The sequence below is a fragment of the Chryseobacterium suipulveris genome (assembly GCF_022811685.1).
GTDB classification, from domain to species: Bacteria; Bacteroidota; Bacteroidia; order Flavobacteriales; family Weeksellaceae; genus Kaistella; species Kaistella suipulveris.
In genome coordinates this window covers 2,133,239-2,154,108 of sequence record NZ_CP094532.1, presented here as the reverse complement: position 1 = coordinate 2,154,108, position 20,870 = coordinate 2,133,239, and the positions used below count along the sequence as shown (strand labels likewise).

Genomic DNA, 20,870 nt, shown 5'->3' with positions numbered 1-20,870 from the left:
TTCGGACCTCGGTCTTCTGTCTTCCGTCTTCCGTCTTCGGACTTCCATCTTAATTCGAATAACTCACCAGTTCCTCCTTCTTCGCATTCACGAGTTTGTACTCTAAATATTTAAAGGAATCACGGGGAATGATCGTTACCCATTTTTTGTAGCGCAAGTACCATTTGGTCTGGATGCTTACCAAACCTTTCGTGAGGTACGCCTCCACAAACGGATGCACGTGCAGGAAGAGTCGGCCTTTTTCTTTCTGCATCATATTTCGGATTACTTCTTCCATTCTTTCCACAACCACGATTGGTGCGAGGATTTCGCCCGATGCGTTGGGATTTTCTTCTTTGGTTTCGATTTGTTTTTCGGGTCGCGTTCTTTGACGCGTAATCTGGATGAGTCCAAACTTGCTCGGCGGCAGGATTTTGTGTCGCGCTTTGTCGCGCTTCATTTCGTTTTTCAGGTGTTCGTACAGTTCTTTTCGGTGTTCGGGGTTTGTCATATCGATGAAGTCGATCACAATGATTCCACCCATATCTCTCAGTCGGAGTTGGCGTGCGATTTCGGTTGCCGCCATTTTATTCACATTCAGCGCGTGGTCTCTGTTGGAAGGAGCCGAGTTGATGTTCGGACCCGAGTTCACATCCACCACGTGAAGTGCTTCCGTATGTTCAATCACGAGATACGCACCTTTGGAACCGGAAATATTGACGTGTTTCCCGAAGCTCTGTTTCAGCTGTTTCTCTACGTTGTAATATTCCAGAAGTGGAGTAGGTTTGTCGTAGAACTGCACGATGTTTTTCTTTTCGGGAGCGATCACTTCCAGGTAGTTTCTCATATCGTTCACCATCTGTTCGTCGTCACAGATGATCGAAACATAGTCTGCATTGAAGTTGTCGCGCAGGATTGCCGACGCTTTGTCTTCTTCGTTCAGGACTCTGCTCGGAACTTTATTTTTCTGGATGTTTTTGAACGCGGTTTCCCATTTCTGAACCAATTGGTTCATATCGTTGTGGAGTTCTGCCACTTTTTTTCCTTCAGCCACGGTTCTGATGATCACGCCGAAACCTTCCGGTTTAATGCTTTCGATCAGTGTTCGAAGCCGCTCTTTTTCTTCGCTGTTGTTGATTTTCTTCGAAATGGAAACGCTTTTGTCAAACGGGATCAGAACCAGGAATCTTCCCGTCAAAGAAATCTGCGTTGAGATTCTCGGACCTTTGGTGGAGATGGGTTCTTTGGTAATCTGAAGCAGTACGCTTTCGTCTTTGGCGATGACTTTGTCAACGGTGCCGTTCTTGTTGATTTCCTTCTGGATTTCGAAATTTTTCAGCGATGAGGTTTGCTGTTTTTTGGTGACGGTGTCCTTCAGGAATTTTTTGTACGTCATAAACTGCGGTCCCAAATCCTGGTAGTGCAGGAACGCGTCCTTTTCGTAGCCGATGTTTACGAATGCCGCGTTGAGGTTGGGTGCGAGTTTCCTTACCTTGCCGATAAATAAGTCGCCCACCACGAAGTCGGATTTGTCCTCCTGTTCATGGAGTTCAAAAAGCCGTCCGTCTTCGAGCAGGGCAATTTTGGATTGCTCATCTTCATGTGATATAATCAGTTCTTTCTTCATTGCTAATTTATAATTAAGAGATTAAGGAATTAAGAGATTAAGAAATTACCGAAATCCTTTCATCTTAATTGTTTTTTGTTAATGGGAAATTATTAATAGAATATCAATTTCCGTAATTTGTTGCCTTTAAAAGTTAGGTTTGAATATCAAGAAAATAAAAGTTAGTAATTCCTTAATTGCTTAATCTCTTAATTCCTTAATTTTTCTTAATTCCCTAATCTTATTAAAAACAAAAATATAGTCGGTGACCTTTTATATCCATAAAAACACCAACTATATTATATATTGAGAATCGCGGAGCGATTATTTTTTCTTATGTCTGTTTGCTCTCCTTCTTTTCTTTCTCTTGTGGGTTGCAACCTTGTGTCTTTTTCTTTTCTTTCCGCTTGGCATAATTTAAAAATTTTATTAAATAAGTTATATATTCTCAGTGCTTTATTTTACTGCAACTTTTGCTTTTACTTTTTCCACGAAAGTTTTCGAAGGTTTGAAAGCTGGGATATTGTGAGCCGGGATTTCGATTGCGGTGTTCTTAGAGATGTTTCTCCCCGTTTTTGCTGCTCTGGTTTTGATGATGAATGATCCGAAACCTCTTAAATAAACATTGTCGCCATTGTACATTGAGGTTCTGATTTCCTGCATAAATGCTTCTACAACTTTCTGAGTCTCATTCTTTTCGGTTCCCAATTTATTCGAGATGGTGTTTACCAATTCTGCCTTTGTCATTTCCTGTATTTATTTATATTTTTGGTGTGCAAATATAAGAACATTTTTTGAAACCGAAAAAACAAAATGCTGATTTTCTTCACGTTGGTGAGAAACTTTTGGCTTGGTACGAAATCAGCGGCAGAGATTTGCCTTTCCGAAAAACCAAAGATCCCTACAAAATCTGGATTTGCGAAATTATTTTTCAGCAGACCAGAATCGAGCAGGGTTTGAACCATTACAAAAACTTCATCAAACGTTTCCCGGATTTAGAAACTTTAGCAAATGCCGATACAGACGAGGTTTTACTTTATTGGAAAGGACTCGGCTATTATTCCAGAGCATTAAATCTACACAAAGCGGCGAAACAGATCATAGAAGATTTTAATGGAAAATTCCCCGAAAACTACGACGACATTCTAAAATTAAAGGGAGTCGGGAAATATACTGCTGCAGCCATTTCAAGTATTTGCTTTAATGAAAAAATTCCAGCGGTTGATGGCAATTTCTACCGGGTTTTATCTAGGGTTTTTGCCGATGATTTCGACATTTCCAATTCAAAGGCATTCAATTATTTCTCTGAACTGGCATTGATGATGATGCCCAAAAACGAAGCTGGCCATTTCAACGAGGCGATGATGGATCTGGGTTCCGAAATCTGCAAACCGAAAAATCCGAAATGTGAAATCTGTCCTTTAAATAAAAACTGCATTGCTTTCAATACTGGCAATATTCAGAATTTCCCTGTGAAATCAAAGAAAGTAAAGCCAACCGATCTTGAGTTGACTTACTATTTTGTTGAATTCAAAGACCGCTTCCTGATCCGACAAAGGAACGATGGCTTCATCTGGAAAAAGCTCTACGAATTTCCCACAGAAATCCCCGATGAATTTGAAAACTACATCACGCACCAAAAAACGGTCAACCATAAACTGACCCACAAAAATCTGACGATCCATTTCTATAAAGTGTCATTAAACTCGAAAAAGGGCTTTGAAGAATTTGCTGTTAAAAACGGTTTCCGAATCTCTTCTCAGGACGACGCGGCTTTGAAGTCCTTCCCAAAATCTTTGGAGAATTATCTTGCTGAAAATGTGTAGAAACCCATTTAACATTTTGCCTTTTCCTTCATCTAAAAAGCAAACGGCAGTAACTCATTTTGAGTCCTTGCGGAGATTTAGGAATCTAGTAGAATTAAATGATTGATAATGCAAAAAATCTTGAGGTTCCTAAATCTTTTTCTATTGATGCTTGCGCAACTTTTCGAAATCTGAAATCCATCATCCCAAGTTTTAAATCTAATTTGTATTTTTGCGCAATGTTTAAAAAACTCATTTTCACTTTTTTAGGATTTTCCCTGTTTTCCTGCGCCAAAGATGCGAAACCGAAACCATCGGGTGAGCTGCGGTTGGAATATCCGGAAGCGAAATACCAGCAGTACTCGTCGCCGTGCGGTTTCAGGTTTGAGTATTCCGATTTCGCTAAAATTGAGAATGCGAAAGAAAATTGCTGGTACTATATTTCTTACCCGAAAATGAGGGCGAAAGTTTTCCTCACTTATTTTCCGGTAAAGAATGATTTTGACCTCCACGTGAAGGAATCCGAGAAGATGGTTTATGAGCACACCGTTAAGGCAACCTCGATCGACACGAAGTCTTTCAGCTATCCTGAACGAAAAGTTTTCGGAAATTTTTATGAGTTAAAGGGACCATCGGCATCCAATCTTCAGTTTTTTGTGACCGATTCCACGAGACATTATGTGACCGCGAATCTGTATTTCAACACCCGTCCGAAACCTGATTCATTGGCACCTGCAGTTGATTATATTAAAAAAGATTTGCTCCATTTAATCGATACTTTCCAGTGGAAATAAGTCGGGAGTCGAGATTAAGCAAACCATGTCAAACAAAGTCAAACTATATCAAACAAAGTCAAATAAAAAACAATATAAATGAAACTATTAGTTGTTGGTTCGGTTGCATTCGACGCGATTGAGACCCCGTTCGGAAAAACCGATAAAATCTTAGGTGGTGCTGCAACGTACATCACCCTTGCTTCGTCAATCCTCAAAGTTCCTTCGGGAATCGTTTCCATTGTTGGTGGCGATTTTCCGCAGTCGGATCTGGATATGCTTTCCGAAAGAGGCATCAATATCGAGGGAATCGAAATTGTGAAAGACGGGAAAACCTTTTTTTGGAGCGGGAAATACCACAACGATCTGAATTCCAGAGACACTTTGGTGACCGAAGTGAATGTTTTGGAAAACTTTGACCCAAAAATTCCTGATTCCATGCAGGATGCGGATGTGCTCTTGCTCGGAAACCTTCATCCGGGAGTGCAACTTTCCGTGCTTGATAAAATGAACCACCGTCCGAAATTGGTCATTCTTGACACGATGAATTTCTGGATGGATACAGCGTGGGATACTTTAATGCAGATGATTGCCAGAACCGACGTGATCACGATTAACGACGAGGAAGCAAGACAGCTTTCTGGTGAATATTCTTTGGTAAAGGCAGCGAAGAAAATCCACAAAATGGGCCCAAGTTATGTGATCATCAAAAAAGGTGAACACGGCGCATTGCTGTTCCACGACGGAAAAATCTTTGCGATTCCTGCACTTCCTCTAGAAGATGTTTTCGATCCGACAGGAGCGGGAGATACTTTCGCGGGAGGTTTTGCGGCATATCTTGCAAAGCGGGAGGAATTCGATTTCGAAACGATGAAGTCTGCACTGATCGTTGGTTCGGCGATGGCTTCTTTCGCGGTTGAAAAATTCGGTACCGAAAAACTTCAGGAAATCGAGGAAGGAGAAATGATCGCGAGAATCAAGAACTTCAAAGATCTGACGACTTTCGAAGTTGAGGTTTAAATATGATTGAATTACCTGTGCATTTTGAATATAATTCACATCAGTAAAAAAACAAGTTATAATGGGAACTTTGTTTATCACTGTTAAACGAAGTGCCATTGTTTATCTTAAAACTATGCGGTCTTTTATTAGAATATTTCGTTGCGCACCTTGCGAGAAATGAAACTCACAAAGCCAAACAAAGTTTAATTAATTTTAATGCTTCAAATAAAAGCTAAACAAAGGCGCTATCGTTTATTAAAGATATACAAAGAAATAGATGTACAAAATAAAAGTAGGTTTTAAATTGTAAAAATAAACCCGAATTTGCATCAATAGTGCAAGTTCAGGTTTATTTTTTACGATAATTCTTAAAGCAGAGATTTAATGGGAATTAATTAAGATAATTTTTTGTCTTCAAATCCGTTGATGCTGTGTGAAACGGAAATCTCATTCATTTAACAAAAATATTATATCGGAAATTTTCTTTACCCAACCCTAAAGGGCGAAAAATTTCCTTCAAAATAAACCTGAATTTGCTCCTTTTAGGGTCGGGGTAATCAAATTTAGGTTTATTTTGAAAACTTAATCATTCATTTAACAAAAAATAGTAGAAAAAGGAAGAAAGAAATAATGAAAAAAATACTTGGATTAATGCTGCTGATGAGCGTTGGAACTTTTTTGAATGCCCAGTATCTGATCATCGGGAAAGACAGTATTTCGCTGGAGCAGTTTAAGAAAGAATACCAGTACGGACTGGAAAACAACGGAATCGAAAAAACAATTTCGGCGACGGAAGATTTCCATTTGCTGCAGCAGTTTGCCGCCGATATGAAAGTGGACACTACCGCTGCTTTCCGTGAAAAAATGATGACGAGAGAAGGAGAGCTCCGTGCGAAATTTTTCTTTCCGAAACAGGTGATCGATCCTGTGCTGAACGGTTATATGAAGGATCTGCAGACCGAGAAGCAGGTGCAGGTATTTTTTGTTCAGAAAACCGAAGGCGATACCAATAATTACCAGCAGATTTACAGCGACGTAAAATCTGGCAAAATGAAAATCGAGGATGCCATTTCCAAATACTCAAAAGGAAATCCTGAAGCATTCTATGTAAAACCAGGCGGATTGGACAACAGCATTTATTCTGAAGTGAAAACGCTTCCCAATAATTCTTTCACTAAACTTTACGACACGCCGAGATTTGTTGCTTTTGCCAAAGTTCTGAATTCTCGACCGTCGCTCGGTTATTTGGTTTTCGGGACGATTTCTTTTCCAAAAGATGAAAATTCGGAAGCGACTAAAACTAAAATCTATGCAGATTTAAAGGCAGGAAAAACTTTTCAGGAAGTGGCAAAACTTTACGGAGCCAACGAACACGAAAAAGAAAACGGCGGAGTGGTGATGGGTTCGCCAACACTTCCCGATGAGGTTTATGCACTCTTCAAAGGAAAGCAGAAAGGTTACTACACTCCTGAACCGTTGGTTTATGGTGATAAATATTTCGTTTTCAATATCTACAATGTGGAACCTTATGTATTGACCGACAAGAACCGCGATTTCTATATCCGCGATATGAACTCGTCGCTTTACGGTGAAGTTTTACAGGACAAAATGCTTGCTTATCTGAAATCGGATCCCACTTATAAGGAGTTTCCCGAGTTTCAGAATGTAAAGAAATCGTACCAGAATTTCAATCTGGCGAAAGACAATTCAGTTCTTTACCAATACAAAAAACATAAAACGACAGTTGGCGACATCCGCAAAATGATCGGCGACAAAAAAGCGGAGGCAGAAAAACTTCCCGCTGCAATTTGGAGCGAATCGCTTGTAGGAGTGAACGGACAGGATTTGATGAGGTTCTACAGTGAGGATTTCAGTTCACAGAAAGACATTAAGAAAGAATTGGACGAATTCCGAAAAGGACTGTACTCCGACTATATTTTCTCGAAATACCTGAACGAAGAAATTGCGAAACATCCTGAATGGCTCACCAAATACTACAACGAGAACAAGTCGAAGTACATGTGGGGAAACAGAGCCGATGGTAGAGTGGCGATTATTTCTGACGAAAAACTGATCAAAGAAATCGAGAAAGAGATCAAAGATCCTAAAAACTGGGAATCCCTGAAAACCAAATATTACGGAAAACTGAACGACAAAAAACAAATCCTCGTAAACTTCGAAAAAGGCGAAATGGAGGAAGAGGCAGAAGTCTTCACCAAGTACAAAGTTCCGTTTAAGACAGGAATCCATCATACGAAAATGGGTGAGAGAAACCTCGTGATCGCGATCGACAAAATTCTTTCACCGGCACAAATGACTCAGGAGGAAGCTTCGGAAATGCTGAAAGATGCGGTAACTGAACAAAAACTCCGCGAAACCATCGCCACCCAAAAAGCAAAAACCAAAATCGTGGTGCAGCCGGGTTTCATCAGCGGGCTCGAAAAGAATTTTAAGAAATAATTATAAGAAAAGATGCGGATTATCTCGGTGAGAATGATAATTTTGCAAATCGTTTAAAAAATGGATATGAACAGGAATTTAAAATTCGCCTTTATCTTGACAATTCTTCTGGGATTTTTCGGTACGAAAATCAATGCCCAGCTGAAACCCGGCGATTTGGTTGACGGAATTGCGGCAGTTGTAGGTGACGAAATTATTTTGGAATCCGATATCGAGGATCAGGCAAATTACGCACAACAGCAGGGAGCAAAAATCTCTGATAAATGCGAGTTTCTTGAAAGTATCGTGAGCAACAAACTGATGATTTACGAAGCGAAAAGAGATACGCTGATCGAAAACCGTTCTGCAGCAATCAAGGAAAATGCAACTGCGAAATACAACCAGATTCTTGGTCAGTTCCCGGACGAAAAAACGATGCTCGCCGCGTACAAGTTCCGTACTTCCTACGAAATGAAAAACGCAATCGAGAAGATCGATACCGACAATTATTACGGTCAGATGAAATACGGCAGAATCACCGATAAAGCCGACGTGACACCAAACGAGGTGACCGATTTCTTCAATACCTACAAATACCAACTTCCGATGGTGAAAGACGAAGTGAGTCTTTCCCAGATCGTGATGAATCCTAAGCTTACAGATGCGCACAAAAATGAAATCATCGCCAAACTCAACAAGATTAAAAGCGATATTTTGGCGGGAGAATCTTTCGAAAGCCAGGCAAGAATTTATTCCGAAGATCCTGGTTCCGCTGCAAATGGTGGACTCTATAAAAATATTTCTAAAGGAAAAATGGTGAAGCCATTCGAAGCTGCCGCGCTCAATCTGCAGGAAGGCGAACTTTCCGATCCTGTGGAATCCGAGTTTGGTTACCACTTGATTCAGCTCGTCAAGAAAAGCGGTAAGCAATACGACGCACGACATATTCTCTTGAAAGCCGAACCGAACGCCGATGAAATTGCATCAGCCAAAAAAGAACTCGACAGTATCCGAACATTGATCACCACTGGAAAACTGACATTCAAGGAAGCGGCGTACAGGTTTTCTGACGACAAGAAAACCAAATTCAATGCAGGAATTGTGACCGCAGAAGACGGTTCTGACAAGATCGAAAAACTGAATCTTCCGCCGACAATTTCCTACCATATCGCAGGTTTGCACAAAGGCGATATCACCGATGTTTTCCAGGATGAAACGCAGCACGGGAAAGTGGTTTCCATCGTGAAAATCGACGATACGATCGATGCCCACCAAATGGACATTACCACTGATTACGACAGGATCAGACAGATGGCTTTAAATAAAGTTAAAAACGAGATGGTCGAAAAGTGGGTGAAGGAAAAACTCCCGAACGTCTTTATTTCCATCAACGACCGATACAAAAACTGTACATTCAAAACCGACTGGCGAAAAGACACTGCCTCGAGATAAACTCAAATCCCTGTTTTACGACGGGGATTTTTAATTCCTCTCCTTTGGAGGGGTGTCTTCAACGCAATTGAAGACGGGGTGGTCAGAAGATTCAATCCTGCGACAATAAATTTGAGATGCAAAATTCAGAATTCATAATTTATAATTCCAGATTTTTCATTTCGTCTTTCTTTGCTATTTTCCCACATTTCCCTAATTTTACCATATGAGCAATTTTATAGGATTTGGCGCTGCCAAAAAACTGAAAGTGATGAACGAGAACCAAAATAGGATCAACCAACTTTTTAAAATTAAATATCCCATTATTCAGGGCGGGATGATTTGGCATTCCGGATGGAGATTAGCTTCGGCAGTTTCGAAAAATGGCGGTTTGGGATTGATCGGAGCCGGGAGTATGTATCCCGACATTCTTCGCGAAAACATCCAGAAATGTAAAGCCGCGACCGATAAACCTTTCGGGGTCAATGTTCCGATGCTTTACCCAAATCTGGAGGAAATCATCGATATTATTTTGGAAGAAGGCGTGAAGATCGTTTTCACCTCCGCAGGAAATCCCAAAACATACACCGAAACTTTACAGAAGGAAGGACTGAAAGTCGCCCATGTTGTCTCATCAACGAAGTTTGCCTTGAAGTGTGAAGAAGCCGGAGTTGATGCCATCGTTGCGGAAGGTTTCGAAGCAGGAGGACATAACGGAAGAGACGAAACCACGACACTTTGCCTGATTCCCAACGTTAGAAAGCATGTCTCAAAACCACTCATCGCTGCAGGAGGAATTGCGCTCGGTTCACAGATGAAAGCCGCGATGATTCTCGGTGCAGACGGAGTTCAGATCGGTTCCCGGTTCGCAGCGACTGTTGAGGCAAGTTCCCACGAAAACTTTAAAAACAAAGTCATTTCACTCAACGAAGGCGATACACAACTGACTTTGAAAGAGCTTGCTCCTGTTCGTTTGGTTAAAAATAAGTTCTTCCACGACCTTGAAAAACTATACGAATCGGGCAGAAATGTAGAAGCGCTCAAGGAAACCTTAGGAAGAGCCAGGGCAAAACGCGGTATGTTCGAAGGCGACCTGGAAGAAGGCGAACTCGAAATCGGGCAGGTTTCTGCTTTGATCGACGAAATTCTTCCCGTGGAAAAAGTTTTTGAAAATTTGCTGAAAGAATATCGAGAAGCGACAGTTTTCGAATGGTAGATTTCAGAAGTTCAACTAAAAATCAAAAAAACGGGCACCATAATCATGATGCCCGTTTTGTTATTTTGAATTTTCTAAGCAACTACTTCGTGATCGTCTCTCTGCAGAAGCATTTTGTAGATGATTCCACCTACAACAGCACCTGCAATTGGTAAAAGTTCTTTTCCGGAAAATCTTCCTCCCGCCAATAATCCGAAAGAAACTGCGGGGTTAAAATGTCCGTCAGAAATGTGTCCCACTGCATAAGCCATCGTGAGCACCGTTAAACCAAAAGCCAAAGCGACCCCAAGAAGGAGGATTCCGATTTGTCCGCTTCCTGCAGCAGGAGCAATTTGGGATGCAAAGATTGCAGAACCGCAACCACCGAAAACCAACCAAAACGTGCCGAAAAATTCAGCTGCTAATTTTTCTGACATAATTTATTTTTTAAAGTTTATTCAAATTTAGAATTTTTTTCCCATCAAAATTTGCTACAATTAATTTTAAATTAAAAACAATGTGTGGTTGAATTTCGGTTGAGCTGATTAAAAACCGATAATTCAGTAACTTTGTAAAAAATCTGAAAATGCTGAAAAAATATCGCTTCATATTATGGACTGTTGCGGGAGCTACAGTTTTCTTCCTGGCTTACCTGATCTACCAAATGCTTCAACCCAATACTGCGAGCAGCGGAATTCTGATTTTGGTGATGCTTCTTCTGGGGTTAGTTTTGGGTGGGGTGATTGCTTTCTTGGCAAGTGGAAGTTTAAAAGCGCAAGCACCGATAATCAATGAAAGTTCGCACACCATCGCTGAAAGTATGCGAAAGGTTTTCAAGGTGGTTTCTGCAGAAGGACATTTTAATGAAATCTACAATTACGAGGAAACGAACAAACTTTTAAATTTCATCCCGACCAAAAAAAAGGCGCTCGTTATCGTTCAGGCAAAAGTTTTGGTGGGTTACGATTTCGAAAAATTCAAATGGGAAGTTGATGAACAAAACCGAAAAGTGAAGCTGTTGAATTTTCCTGCACCAGAAATCCTTTCCACAGAAACCGATTACAAATATTACAATATCGAGGAACAGTTTTTCAATCTTTTCAGCAAAGACGACTTGGCAAAAATCCAGCAGAACGGTAAGAAGCAGGTGATTGAAGCAGCTAAGAAATCTCACCTGCCAGAAGTTGCGGCGGAACAGATGCGGATGCTCCTCACTGAACTTTTGCAAACTAAAAACTTCTTCCTCGAAAACCCATCTGCGATTTCAGAAAATAAGGGAATGATTGACTTTAAGCCGAATTGATTTTTTTTAAATATTTTTTAGGATGCGTTTAAGATTTTAGACTTTTCGTAAAAACATTTTTCGTTTATTATCAGAACTTTTGCTAATTTTACACACTTAAACCTTTTTGATATGATGAAATATTTTTATTCATTAATTGTAGCGATTATTCTGCCGTTTTTCGCTGTAGCACAGCAGACGATCACTTATTCGGTGAATCCGCCTAGTTTTGACGAAACAGATGCAATTTCAGTAACTTTTACTGTTAACGAAACAGCTTTCGGTGTGGGAAGCAGCCACGCTCTTTATTTGTGGGCTTGGTCTTTTGACTCCAACAATGTGAGTATGGATGCACCAACCAACGGAACCTGGACTGCATCCAATGCCGCAAACAAACTGACCTACGTTTCCAGTTCCGCTGGAATGGGTACCTACACTTTTACCATGAATACGGTGAAGTCCTTTTACGGAAACCGACCTAATCCTTTGTCAAAGATCGGTTTTCTGGTAAAAACACTCAACGGTTCAGTACAGTCGCAGGATATTATGCTGAATGTGGGGAGATTCCAGTTTAACCTGACCAATCCGCTTGCTGGAAGTACCAATATTGTTTCCTCCGGAACGGTAGTTAACATCACAGGAACAGCTTCAATGCCTGCGAATTATGTTATAAAAGCGAACGGAACACCAGTTTATTCGAGTTCTGCAGCTTCAACTTCATTAAGCTATGGTTACACGGTTACTCAGGATGCAACTATTGATGTCGTTGCAACCAACGCTGCAGACGGAACAGTAGTTACAAAATCTTTTACCGTTTCACTTTCAATTCCCGTAGATTCTGCGCCAATGCCTGCTTATATGAGACAGGGAATTAATTACGATCCGAATGATCCAACTAAAGTAGGACTCGCTCTTTATGCTCCTGGAAAACCTTACGTACACGTAATTGGAAGTTTCAATAACTGGACGGTGAGCGGAAATTATCTCATGAAGAGAGATACTACTAATACCAACCTTTACTGGATCGAGGTAAGTGGACTTACTCCTCAACAAATCTATACTTTTCAGTACAGAATTGCGGATGGAACCAGAGTTGCAGATCCTTATTCTACTTTAGTTTTATCGCCTTATGATGACCAGTGGATTAACCAGAACGCCACGGTTTACCCGAATCTTCCACCATATCCTGCAGGACAGGACTTTGAGGTTTCGGTGGTACAGACTCAGAAGCCGGCTTATCCTTGGGTGGTGACCAATTTTGCGAAACCTGCTAAAGAAAACCTTATTGTGTATGAACTCTTGGTTCGTGACTTTACTGCACAGCAAACTTGGCAATCGTTAATCGATAAGATTGCTTATTTAAAGACACTCAACATCAACGCGGTTGAATTAATGCCTGTAATGGAATTTGACGGAAATAATTCTTGGGGTTATAACACCGGCTTCCACAATGCTTTAGACAAAGCTTACGGGACGCCAGAAAAATTCAAGGAATTTATCGATGTATGTCACCAAAACGGTATTGCGGTAATTCTTGACATTGCTCTTAACCACGCGACAGGAAGAAGCCCGCTTGTAAGAATGTGGATGAACGATCCGGATGGTGATGGTTATGGCGATCCTTCTGCTTCTAACCCATATTTCAACCAGGTTGCAACGCACTCTTACGGTGTATTTAATGATTTCAACCACTCCAAAGCAGAAACGAAATATTATGTGAACCGAGTTTTGGAACAGTGGATCAAAGAATATAAAGTTGACGGTTTCCGTTGGGATTTGACCAAAGGTTTCACCCAAAACTGTACTGCGGGAGACGATGCGTGTACCAATAATTATCAGCAGGACCGGGTTAATATTTTGAAAGCTTACGCAGATTATCAGTGGAGTTGGGATCCTACTTCTTATATTATCTTCGAACACTTGGGTACCGATTCTGAAGAAGCGCAGTGGGCGAACTACAAAATTGGTGAAGGAAAAGGAGTGATGATGTGGGACAAGCAAACCAATCCTTATAACCAGAACACGATGGGTTATGCGACAGGAAGTAACTTCAACAGAGTAAAATACACCGCACACGGATTCAGCGAGAGAAGAGCTTTAAGTTACGGAGAAAGTCATGACGAGGAACGAATCATGTACAAGAATCTGAACTTTGGTGCAGCTGGTGCAAACACTTTGGCCGCAGCTTTAGAGAGACAGAAATCTTACGGTGCGGTTTTCCTTACCGTTCCTGGTCCGAAAATGATTTGGCAGTTTGCGGAACTCGGTTTTGACAAGAGTATCTTCACTTGTGTAAACGGAACAGTAAATACCGATTCCGATTCAATTCCTGGAGACTGTAAACTTGATCCTAAACCGTCCGCTTTCGGATTGGGTTATGATGTCGATACTGCCAGAAAATCGGTTTACGACACTTGGGCAAAAATCTTGGCAATCCGTCTTTCAAACGAAGTTTTCAACACCAAAAACTTCACCGTGGAATCTGGAAACCTGATGCCGAGAATCTACATCACCAATACCGCTGCAGCAAGTGCTTTACAGAATGTGGTGATTTTGGCAAACTTTACCACTTCAACCCAGAATATCGTTCCTAACTTCCCGATCGGGAACAAGACCTGGTTTAATTTGATGGATAATACTTCGTTCTTTGTTTCTGATACTACGGCTCCAATCACCATCGAAGCAGGTGGATTCCGAATCTTTGGTGACGGTTCCGCTTTGGCGACAGAAGAAACCGAAACTGTGAAAAATGCAGTGAGCTTAACAGTTCTGCAAAATCCTGTAACCAATGGCGTTGCGAATATCCGTTACAGTAATGCAGATAATGGAACGTTGGCAATTTATGATCTTGGAGGAAAGTTGGTGAAATCACAGAAAGTGAGCAAGTCAAAAGGCGACGAAACCATTTCAGTAAACGGACTAAGCTCTGGAATCTATCTGATCCAGTTGAAATCCGACAAAGGAATGGCAGTAGCAAAAATGATTGTGAAGTAAGTGCAATCTATATCATTAATAAAACGGCTCGCAGATTTGCGGGCCGCTTTTTTTTTTGTTTAGTAATGAAAATCTTTCGGGGTGTGTTTGATGTAGTCGTCCAAAACCTTCATCTGGTTTTTGTTGCCGAAATCGACGAGTTTTTGGTAGCCGTCCGGTTTTTTGATGTCAAAAATCCTTTCTGAAATTCGGTTTGCACGGATCACAATTTTTGGGAAAAACGACGGAAAAGAAACCTGCGGGATTTTCAGCCGGTCATTTACTTCCTGGTCGAGGAGAAAGCGGTTCATACTTTGGTGAAGTCGAAGCAGAAGTTTTCTTTGAAACTGAAAAGGATAGATCGTGTTGGTCAGGTTTTCGTCTAAAAGTGCTTTCGCAAGTTGGGCAGAATCACCATCGGCTTTGTCCTGCGTGGAACTCCATAAATAAAGCTGTTCTGTCGCCTCCCGTTTGTTTTCAGGAAGATTTTCAGCGGGAATTCCCAAAAGATATCCGACATATTTCCACAGGTGAAAAACGCCGCGTTCTTCCTCCTCAGAAATCTTAATTCCCAATTTTTTCAAACCCTGCATAAACACTAGCGAAAAACCAGTGTAGGTCGCAATCATATCCCAATGATTTATCGGTTCTCCCCATTTTTCCGCATTCCAGTTTTCTGCTTTTTTATTGATGGTCAATCTTGCATAGGAATGCATCAAACGTGTCCGCACGATGAGCTGGTACGCATCAGAATTCACTTTCAATGCGTTTTCCCTCGTCACGTGCACCCAGAATTCGAGGGTGTCCTTCAATCTTTTTACTGCACCTTTTTTCAAAGCACCCGTGAAGATGAGCGGTTTGTTCAGGTAGCCGAAATCATAACCACCCATCAAAGTGAAATCGCGAAGGATGATCAAAGCGTTGGTTCCTGTTCTCATACAGAATCTCGCACCTTTGTTGGCCAGATTTTCGTCGAACCAATTGGGAATTTCCTGCATTTGAAGAAACATTTTTCTGATGCTTTCGGGAGCTTCATCTGAATCGGTAACTGGAGTTTGAGAATATTTCTTGACCAACGCCGAAGCTTCGTGATAAGGAAGTTTCAGGTAGGTGTCTTTTACTGCATCGTCGCCGTCTTCATCAACTTGATGGAAAAGGTGGGCGAATTTTTCAAAACGGTTGATGTCGGGTCTTAGTTCTGCCCAATCGAGAAGCTCCTTCCCGTTTCCTGAATTCCAGAATTGTTGGAAATGGTCGCTTTCAAAAAAGGTCGGTTTTGCTTTCATCATGCGGTATAAACTAATTTTCCGTTTTCTATTTTTGCGGGTTTTGTGTAGGGATGTTCCTGGCTTTTTGCGATTCCCATAATATGCTGAACATTCCATCCATCGTTTTTCAAGTAGTCTGAAACCATTGATCGGTGACAGCTCCACCAAACCGCTTCTGAACACATATAGCACAATTTTTTCGTTGTTGCGATTTTTTCCAGTTCCTTGACGGCGTTCCTGAAACTTTCGGTTTCCATATAGTCCGCATAACCTTTGAAGGAATCCAGTTTCCATGCGGTGTTGTGCGAGTTGGGCTGCACTTTTCTCCTTCCTCCCAAATCTTCGAGGTGAAGATACGCAATTCCGTTTTCGGGCAAGTTTTTTTCCAGAACATCTTTGTTAAAATACGGATATTTTCTGGAACCAGTATATCTTCTGATATCGGCCAAAACTTCTATTTCAAAGGATTTCAACATTTCGAGAAACGTTTCGAAAGGGTGGTTGGAATGACCGATGGTGAAGATGGTTTTCATTGCGGCAAGGTTAAAGACAAAAGGCAAAAGATTAAAGATAAAAGGGAAAAGACAAAAGGCAAAAGACAAAAGACAAAAGATTAAAGATAAAAGATAAAAGGCAAAAGGCAAAAGACAAAAGGAAGATTATGGTATTTGCAGCAAGGATTGAGCCGAAGAAGGATTGGCTTTTTTTTGATTATGAATTGAGGGATATTGGTTTTTTGGAAAAAGAGTTGTGTGTATATTTGGAAGCTGTGTTCGATTATTAAAAAAAATCTAAAAACTATGAAGAAAATAATACTACTTACGATAATCATCTTTTGTGTGAATTTTACTTACGCCCAAAAAAACTTCATCGACCAACCCTTTGTTGAAACGAGTGCAAAACTCTCTGGTTGTTCCTGAGAGGATTGTCGTTTCGATAAACCTGAATGAAGCTGACTCTAAGAACAGAAAATCAGTTGAGGAGCAAGAGCGGCTTTTAGAATCAACTTTGAAGAAACTAAATATTAACACCGACAAAGATTTATCCTTATTAGATTTATCCAGTAATTTTAAACAGTATTTTTTGAAAGGTCAGAACGTGATAAAAAGTAAAATGTATTCTTTACTTGTACATAATGCTTTTACCGCTTGAAAAGTTTTAGCCGAACTGGAAAATGTTGGGATTTCAAATGTGAATATTGAAAAAACCGAGTATTCAAAAGGAGCTGATTTATTGCTCGAACTAAAATCAATAGCGGTAGAAAAATCTAAAATAACCGCTCAAAGACTTGCTAAGCCATTAAATCAGAAAATAGGTAAGGCAATTTATATCTCGGACGTTAATACGGTTTCAAACGCTTTACAGGGACAAGTTCCCGGAGTAAGAATTAGAGGAATGGCTAGTCTTTACGGAAGCAAAGCAGAAAACCCTATCTATACAGAATTCCAAAAAGTAAAATTTGAGGTTCAGGTAAATGTAAAATATCAGCTTGAATAAAAAAAGATTAATGTTTGCAAAACTTCTATAATTCTACTTTTGGTGAACCAACAAATAATATTTTTTGTGACAAGAAATGGTATTCTGTGTCGGTTTGCATTTAATTTCGATGAAACCCTTTTCTTCAATTTCTTTCAGCGATCAGAAATCCGTTCCGAACTCTTAAAAAATGGAATTTAATTTTTAAATTTGAAGAAAATGTCAGGTATGGACACAGCAGAATTAAAAATTGATTTGATAAATAAAATTACGAAACTCAAAGAAGTTCGTATTATCGAAGAAATCCAAAGGTTTTTAGATTTTGAGTTAGAAAAAGGCGAGTATCGAATAAGCACCGCACAACGAAAAAGAATTCTCGAAGCCAAAGATGATAAAGTTCTTACTGAAGAACAGTCAAATAAAGAAATTGACGAGTGGCTAAGCGAAAAATAAATTGGACTGAAAAACCAATCTCGAAAGAAAAGAAATCCTTGCTAATTGGATTGCGAGGAATAAATCCAAAAGCTACAGCATAAAACTTAATAAGCTGATAATCGATACTTTAAGTCAAGTAGCCGAAAACCCTACAATCGGTAGAAAAACTGAATTTGAAAATGTGAGGGTCAGAATTGTCAGGGATTATCTCCTGTTCTATGAATACGATGCAAAACAGATAAAAGTCTTGACGATTTGGGACGGAAACAGAGAGGGTACAACTCTGAAAATCAAGTAAAGAAGCGGCGTATTTTTTTCTAAACGAAAATTCATACTACCTAATTTTCCGATTCCACGCCGCTCCCCGCAATAGGGATGGAAACGGAAATCCTTTTTTTTGGATGGGGATTTTTGGTGCTGGAAAAAAAGATTGCAGTGTACAGCCCGACCCGAGGTGCTGCTTTGGAAAGTAGAGGGGATTGCCCAAATTAATGAAACGATGAGATTGCCGCGCTCAAATTCGTTCTGCCCGCAATGACTCGGAAATCGTCGACACTTACAAACAAAAAACCTCCCGAGTTTTCAGGAGGTTTTTGTATTGCGGATCGATGCTTAGATCGATGCGGAGTGTACCAATAAGTCGGTGAGTTTGTTGGAGTAACCCATTTCGTTGTCGTACCAGGAAACCACTTTCACGAAGGTTGGCGAAAGCATGATTCCCGCGTCTTTGTCGAATACCGAAGTTCTCTTTTCGCCCACGAAATCCTGGGAAACTACCGCATCTTCGGTGTAGCCCAAAATTCCTTTCAGTTCGCCTTCTGAAGCCGCTTTTACTGCCGCGCAGATTTCTTCGTAAGAAGTTGGCTTTTCAAGACGTGCGGTCAAATCCACTACAGAAACGTCTGCAGTCGGTACTCTAAACGACATTCCGGTCAATTTTCCGTTCAGTGAAGGGATTACTTTTCCTACCGCTTTTGCTGCACCAGTTGAAGATGGGATGATGTTATTCAGCGCGGAACGGCCACCTCTCCAGTCTTTCATTGAAGGTCCGTCAACAGTTTTCTGGGTTGCGGTTGTAGCGTGGATCGTGGTCATCAAACCTTCCACGATTCCGAAGTTGTCGTGAAGTACTTTTGCCAACGGAGCAAGACAGTTGGTGGTACAAGACGCGTTGGAGAAAATTAAAGTATCTGGAGTCAAATCTTTGTGGTTTACTCCCATTACGAACATTGGGGTGTCGTCTTTTGATGGAGCGGAAAGCAGAACTTTTTTCGCACCCGCGTTGATGTGTCCCTGTGCAAGGTCTTTGGAAAGGAATAATCCTGTAGATTCCACGATATATTCAGCGCCTACTTCGTTCCATTTCAAGTTGTTAGGATCTTTTTCTGCGGTTACTCTGATTCTTTTTCCATTGACGATCAGGTCGTTTCCTTCCACAGAAACTTCACCTGGGAATTGTCCGTGTACAGAATCATACTTCAGCATATACGCCATGTATTCGGCATTGATGAGGTCGTTGATTCCCACCACTTCGATGTTTTCTCTTTCCGACATTGCTCTGAAAACAAGTCGCCCAATTCTACCGAATCCGTTGATTCCTACTTTGATTGTTGACATAATTTTTATTTTAAATTAAATTTGTTGTTTTGGTTAAATTCTTTATATCGCCAGAATTTCTGAGATTTTCAGCAGATCCTGGTCGATTTCGTTATGTTTCTTGATGGCTTCCTCGATCGGCGTGTAAACCAATCGGTTCGACTGCATTCCTGCCATCACCTGGTTTTGTCCGTTCATTAAACCGATTACTGCACCGTAACCGAGTCGGCTTGCTAAAACTCTGTCGGCACAGCTTGGCGATCCACCACGCTGGATGTGGCCTAAAACCACGACGCGGATGTCGTAATCGGGAAATCCATTTTTGGTCGCCTTTGCAATGTCATAGATGCTTCCAAGCTTTTCACCTTCTGCAACTACGACGATGCTTGAGGATTTTCCAGCTTTTTCCGCTTTTTCAAAAGTCTCGAACAGTTCCTCAATGCTGTCTTTTCTTTCTGGGATTAAAATGTCGAGCGCTCCTGTTGCAAGTCCACTGTTTAATGCGATAAAACCTGCGTCGCGTCCCATCACTTCCACGAAGAAAACGCGGTTGTGCGAAGTTGCCGTATCACGGATTTTGTCGATCGCGTCCATTGCGGTGTTCAGTGCGGTGTCGTAACCAATGGTGTTGTCGGTCCCGAAAATATCGTTGTCGATTGTTCCGGGTACGCCGATTACGCGGATTCCGAACTCTTCGCTGAAGACTTTGGCTCCTGTAAAAGTTCCGTCACCACCGATGCAAACCAGTGCGTCGATTCCACGTGCAACTAAATTGTCGTATGCTTTTTGGCGTCCTTCTTTGGTTTTGAATTCTAGTGATCGTGCTGATTTCAGGATCGTTCCACCTTCGGTGATGATGTTCTTCACAGATCGAGCTCCCATTTTGATGAAGTCGTTGTTGATCATCCCATTGTACCCCTCCCTGATTCCGTAACATTCTATGTTATAGAAACTTGCAGTTCTTACGACAGCTCTTAACGCCGCATTCATTCCCGGTGCGTCACCGCCTGAAGTGAACACGGCAATCTTCTTTACCTCGCTTTCTTTCATCTGTAAAAATTTCACCACAAATTTACGAAATCTTCATCAATTAATTAAATGTTTTCGGCGTTAAGATTAGCCAAAAATTCCATAGCTTTGCGGGATGTTCAGAAAGAATTCCACTAAAAGAATTATTGCATTGCTGTTTTCGGCGGTGTATCTTTTTGTGGCGCTATTTTCACAAAATCTCCACAACCACGGAAGCGGAGAGGTTTTTAAGGATTTCCATTTTCAGAAAACCGAAAAAACCTTTACCCAGTCACCTTGTATTTCGAGTTTCACCGACTGTCTTTCCTGCCACATTTTTCACGAGGGAAAATCGCTTGTCCCGCAGGAATTCAGTTTTTCATTCGTTGAATTTTCCATATTTAAAGAGCAGGTTTTTGCTTACCAGCAACGGTTTGCAAAACTTCAACCTGTTTATTTCCAGCTGCGTGGTCCGCCTGCAGATTTCATTTAGTGTTTAAATTTCAAAATAAACCTGAATTTGATTACCGCGACCCTAAAAGGAGCAAATTAAGGTTTATTTTGAAGGAAATTTTCCTCCCTTTAGGGTGGGGTAAAGAAAA

General features: G+C 40.9%; 18 protein-coding genes and 1 pseudogene. 12 read left to right on the top strand and 7 right to left on the bottom strand.

All coding sequences use genetic code 11. The features are described from left to right. Nucleotides 1-49: 49 nt before the first annotated feature. Both MTP09_RS10115 and MTP09_RS10110 read right to left on the bottom strand, forming a co-directional pair. Complete coding sequence (locus MTP09_RS10115; protein WP_243548288.1) at nucleotides 50-1,606, bottom strand: Rne/Rng family ribonuclease; 1,557 nt, start codon at nucleotides 1,604-1,606, stop codon at nucleotides 50-52. Between the two features lie 435 nt (nucleotides 1,607-2,041). Next, nucleotides 2,042-2,332 carry an HU family DNA-binding protein gene (locus MTP09_RS10110; protein WP_224135415.1) on the bottom strand — a complete coding sequence of 97 codons (291 nt, stop codon included), beginning with the start codon at nucleotides 2,330-2,332 and terminating at the stop codon, nucleotides 2,042-2,044. Nucleotides 2,333-2,379: 47 nt separating this feature from the next. On the opposite strand from MTP09_RS10110, the gene mutY reads away from it, so the two are divergent. The 6 genes from mutY (at nucleotide 2,380) to MTP09_RS10080 (ending at nucleotide 10,251) form a co-directional block, all read left to right on the top strand. Further along, entirely contained in the window at nucleotides 2,380-3,411 is a 1,032-nt protein-coding gene (gene mutY, locus MTP09_RS10105; protein WP_243548287.1) for an A/G-specific adenine glycosylase, read from the top strand. 218 nt (nucleotides 3,412-3,629) lie between these two features. After that, complete coding sequence (gene gldD, locus MTP09_RS10100) at nucleotides 3,630-4,184, top strand: gliding motility lipoprotein GldD (RefSeq protein WP_243548286.1); 555 nt, start codon at nucleotides 3,630-3,632, stop codon at nucleotides 4,182-4,184. Nucleotides 4,185-4,262: 78 nt separating this feature from the next. Then, nucleotides 4,263-5,183 (top strand): PfkB family carbohydrate kinase, encoded by a 921-nt coding sequence (locus MTP09_RS10095; RefSeq protein WP_243548285.1) that lies wholly within the window; start codon nucleotides 4,263-4,265, stop codon nucleotides 5,181-5,183. Nucleotides 5,184-5,795: 612 nt separating this feature from the next. Next, a complete protein-coding gene (locus MTP09_RS10090) occupies nucleotides 5,796-7,625 on the top strand; it encodes a peptidylprolyl isomerase (protein ID WP_243548284.1) in 1,830 nt (609 codons plus the stop codon). Nucleotides 7,626-7,691: 66 nt separating this feature from the next. Continuing rightward, nucleotides 7,692-9,056: a peptidylprolyl isomerase gene (locus MTP09_RS10085; protein WP_243548283.1), complete on the top strand. Its 1,365-nt coding sequence runs from the start codon at nucleotides 7,692-7,694 to the stop codon at nucleotides 9,054-9,056. A gap of 205 nt (nucleotides 9,057-9,261) precedes the next feature. Further along, complete coding sequence (locus tag MTP09_RS10080; protein ID WP_243548282.1) at nucleotides 9,262-10,251, top strand: NAD(P)H-dependent flavin oxidoreductase; 990 nt, start codon at nucleotides 9,262-9,264, stop codon at nucleotides 10,249-10,251. 116 nt (nucleotides 10,252-10,367) lie between these two features. Here MTP09_RS10080 and MTP09_RS10075 read toward each other — a convergent pair. After that, a pseudogene (locus tag MTP09_RS10075) lies at nucleotides 10,368-10,667 on the bottom strand (aquaporin); the annotation flags it as partial. Between the two features lie 149 nt (nucleotides 10,668-10,816). On the opposite strand from MTP09_RS10075, the gene MTP09_RS10070 reads away from it, so the two are divergent. Both MTP09_RS10070 and MTP09_RS10065 read left to right on the top strand, forming a co-directional pair. After that, nucleotides 10,817-11,533: a DUF4230 domain-containing protein gene (locus tag MTP09_RS10070; RefSeq protein WP_243548281.1), complete on the top strand. Its 717-nt coding sequence runs from the start codon at nucleotides 10,817-10,819 to the stop codon at nucleotides 11,531-11,533. Nucleotides 11,534-11,644: 111 nt separating this feature from the next. Next, nucleotides 11,645-14,506, top strand: a complete 2,862-nt coding sequence (locus tag MTP09_RS10065) for an alpha-amylase family glycosyl hydrolase (protein WP_243548280.1) — start codon at nucleotides 11,645-11,647, stop codon at nucleotides 14,504-14,506. Nucleotides 14,507-14,565: 59 nt separating this feature from the next. On the opposite strand, the gene MTP09_RS10060 is transcribed toward MTP09_RS10065, so the two are convergent. Together MTP09_RS10060 and MTP09_RS10055 are read right to left on the bottom strand one after the other, a co-directional pair. Beyond that, on the bottom strand, nucleotides 14,566-15,375 hold the full coding sequence (locus MTP09_RS10060) for an oxygenase MpaB family protein (protein ID WP_396022256.1): 810 nt from the start codon (nucleotides 15,373-15,375) through the stop codon (nucleotides 14,566-14,568). Between the two features lie 395 nt (nucleotides 15,376-15,770). Next, on the bottom strand, nucleotides 15,771-16,286 hold the full coding sequence (locus tag MTP09_RS10055) for a DUF488 domain-containing protein (RefSeq protein ID WP_243548278.1): 516 nt from the start codon (nucleotides 16,284-16,286) through the stop codon (nucleotides 15,771-15,773). A 658-nt stretch (nucleotides 16,287-16,944) separates the two neighbouring features. On the opposite strand from MTP09_RS10055, the gene MTP09_RS10050 reads away from it, so the two are divergent. The 3 genes from MTP09_RS10050 to MTP09_RS10040 all read left to right on the top strand — a co-directional run bounded on the left by MTP09_RS10050 (nucleotide 16,945) and on the right by MTP09_RS10040 (nucleotide 17,962). Next, on the top strand, nucleotides 16,945-17,250 hold the full coding sequence (locus MTP09_RS10050) for an SIMPL domain-containing protein (protein ID WP_243548277.1): 306 nt from the start codon (nucleotides 16,945-16,947) through the stop codon (nucleotides 17,248-17,250). Between the two features lie 207 nt (nucleotides 17,251-17,457). Beyond that, on the top strand, nucleotides 17,458-17,682 hold the full coding sequence (locus tag MTP09_RS10045; protein ID WP_243548276.1) for a hypothetical protein: 225 nt from the start codon (nucleotides 17,458-17,460) through the stop codon (nucleotides 17,680-17,682). A 34-nt stretch (nucleotides 17,683-17,716) separates the two neighbouring features. Beyond that, complete coding sequence (locus MTP09_RS10040) at nucleotides 17,717-17,962, top strand: type II toxin-antitoxin system RelE/ParE family toxin (protein ID WP_317618781.1); 246 nt, start codon at nucleotides 17,717-17,719, stop codon at nucleotides 17,960-17,962. Nucleotides 17,963-18,276: 314 nt separating this feature from the next. On the opposite strand, the gene gap is transcribed toward MTP09_RS10040, so the two are convergent. Continuing rightward, nucleotides 18,277-19,281, bottom strand: coding sequence for a type I glyceraldehyde-3-phosphate dehydrogenase (gap, locus tag MTP09_RS10035; protein ID WP_243548275.1), 1,005 nt, complete (start codon nucleotides 19,279-19,281; stop codon nucleotides 18,277-18,279). A gap of 42 nt (nucleotides 19,282-19,323) precedes the next feature. Beyond that, complete coding sequence (gene pfkA / locus MTP09_RS10030) at nucleotides 19,324-20,310, bottom strand: 6-phosphofructokinase (protein ID WP_243548274.1); 987 nt, start codon at nucleotides 20,308-20,310, stop codon at nucleotides 19,324-19,326. Between the two features lie 94 nt (nucleotides 20,311-20,404). Here pfkA and MTP09_RS10025 point away from each other — a divergent pair, with 94 nt between their 5' ends. Further along, on the top strand, nucleotides 20,405-20,761 hold the full coding sequence (locus MTP09_RS10025) for a hypothetical protein (RefSeq protein ID WP_243548273.1): 357 nt from the start codon (nucleotides 20,405-20,407) through the stop codon (nucleotides 20,759-20,761). The last annotated feature ends 109 nt before the right edge of the window (nucleotides 20,762-20,870 follow it).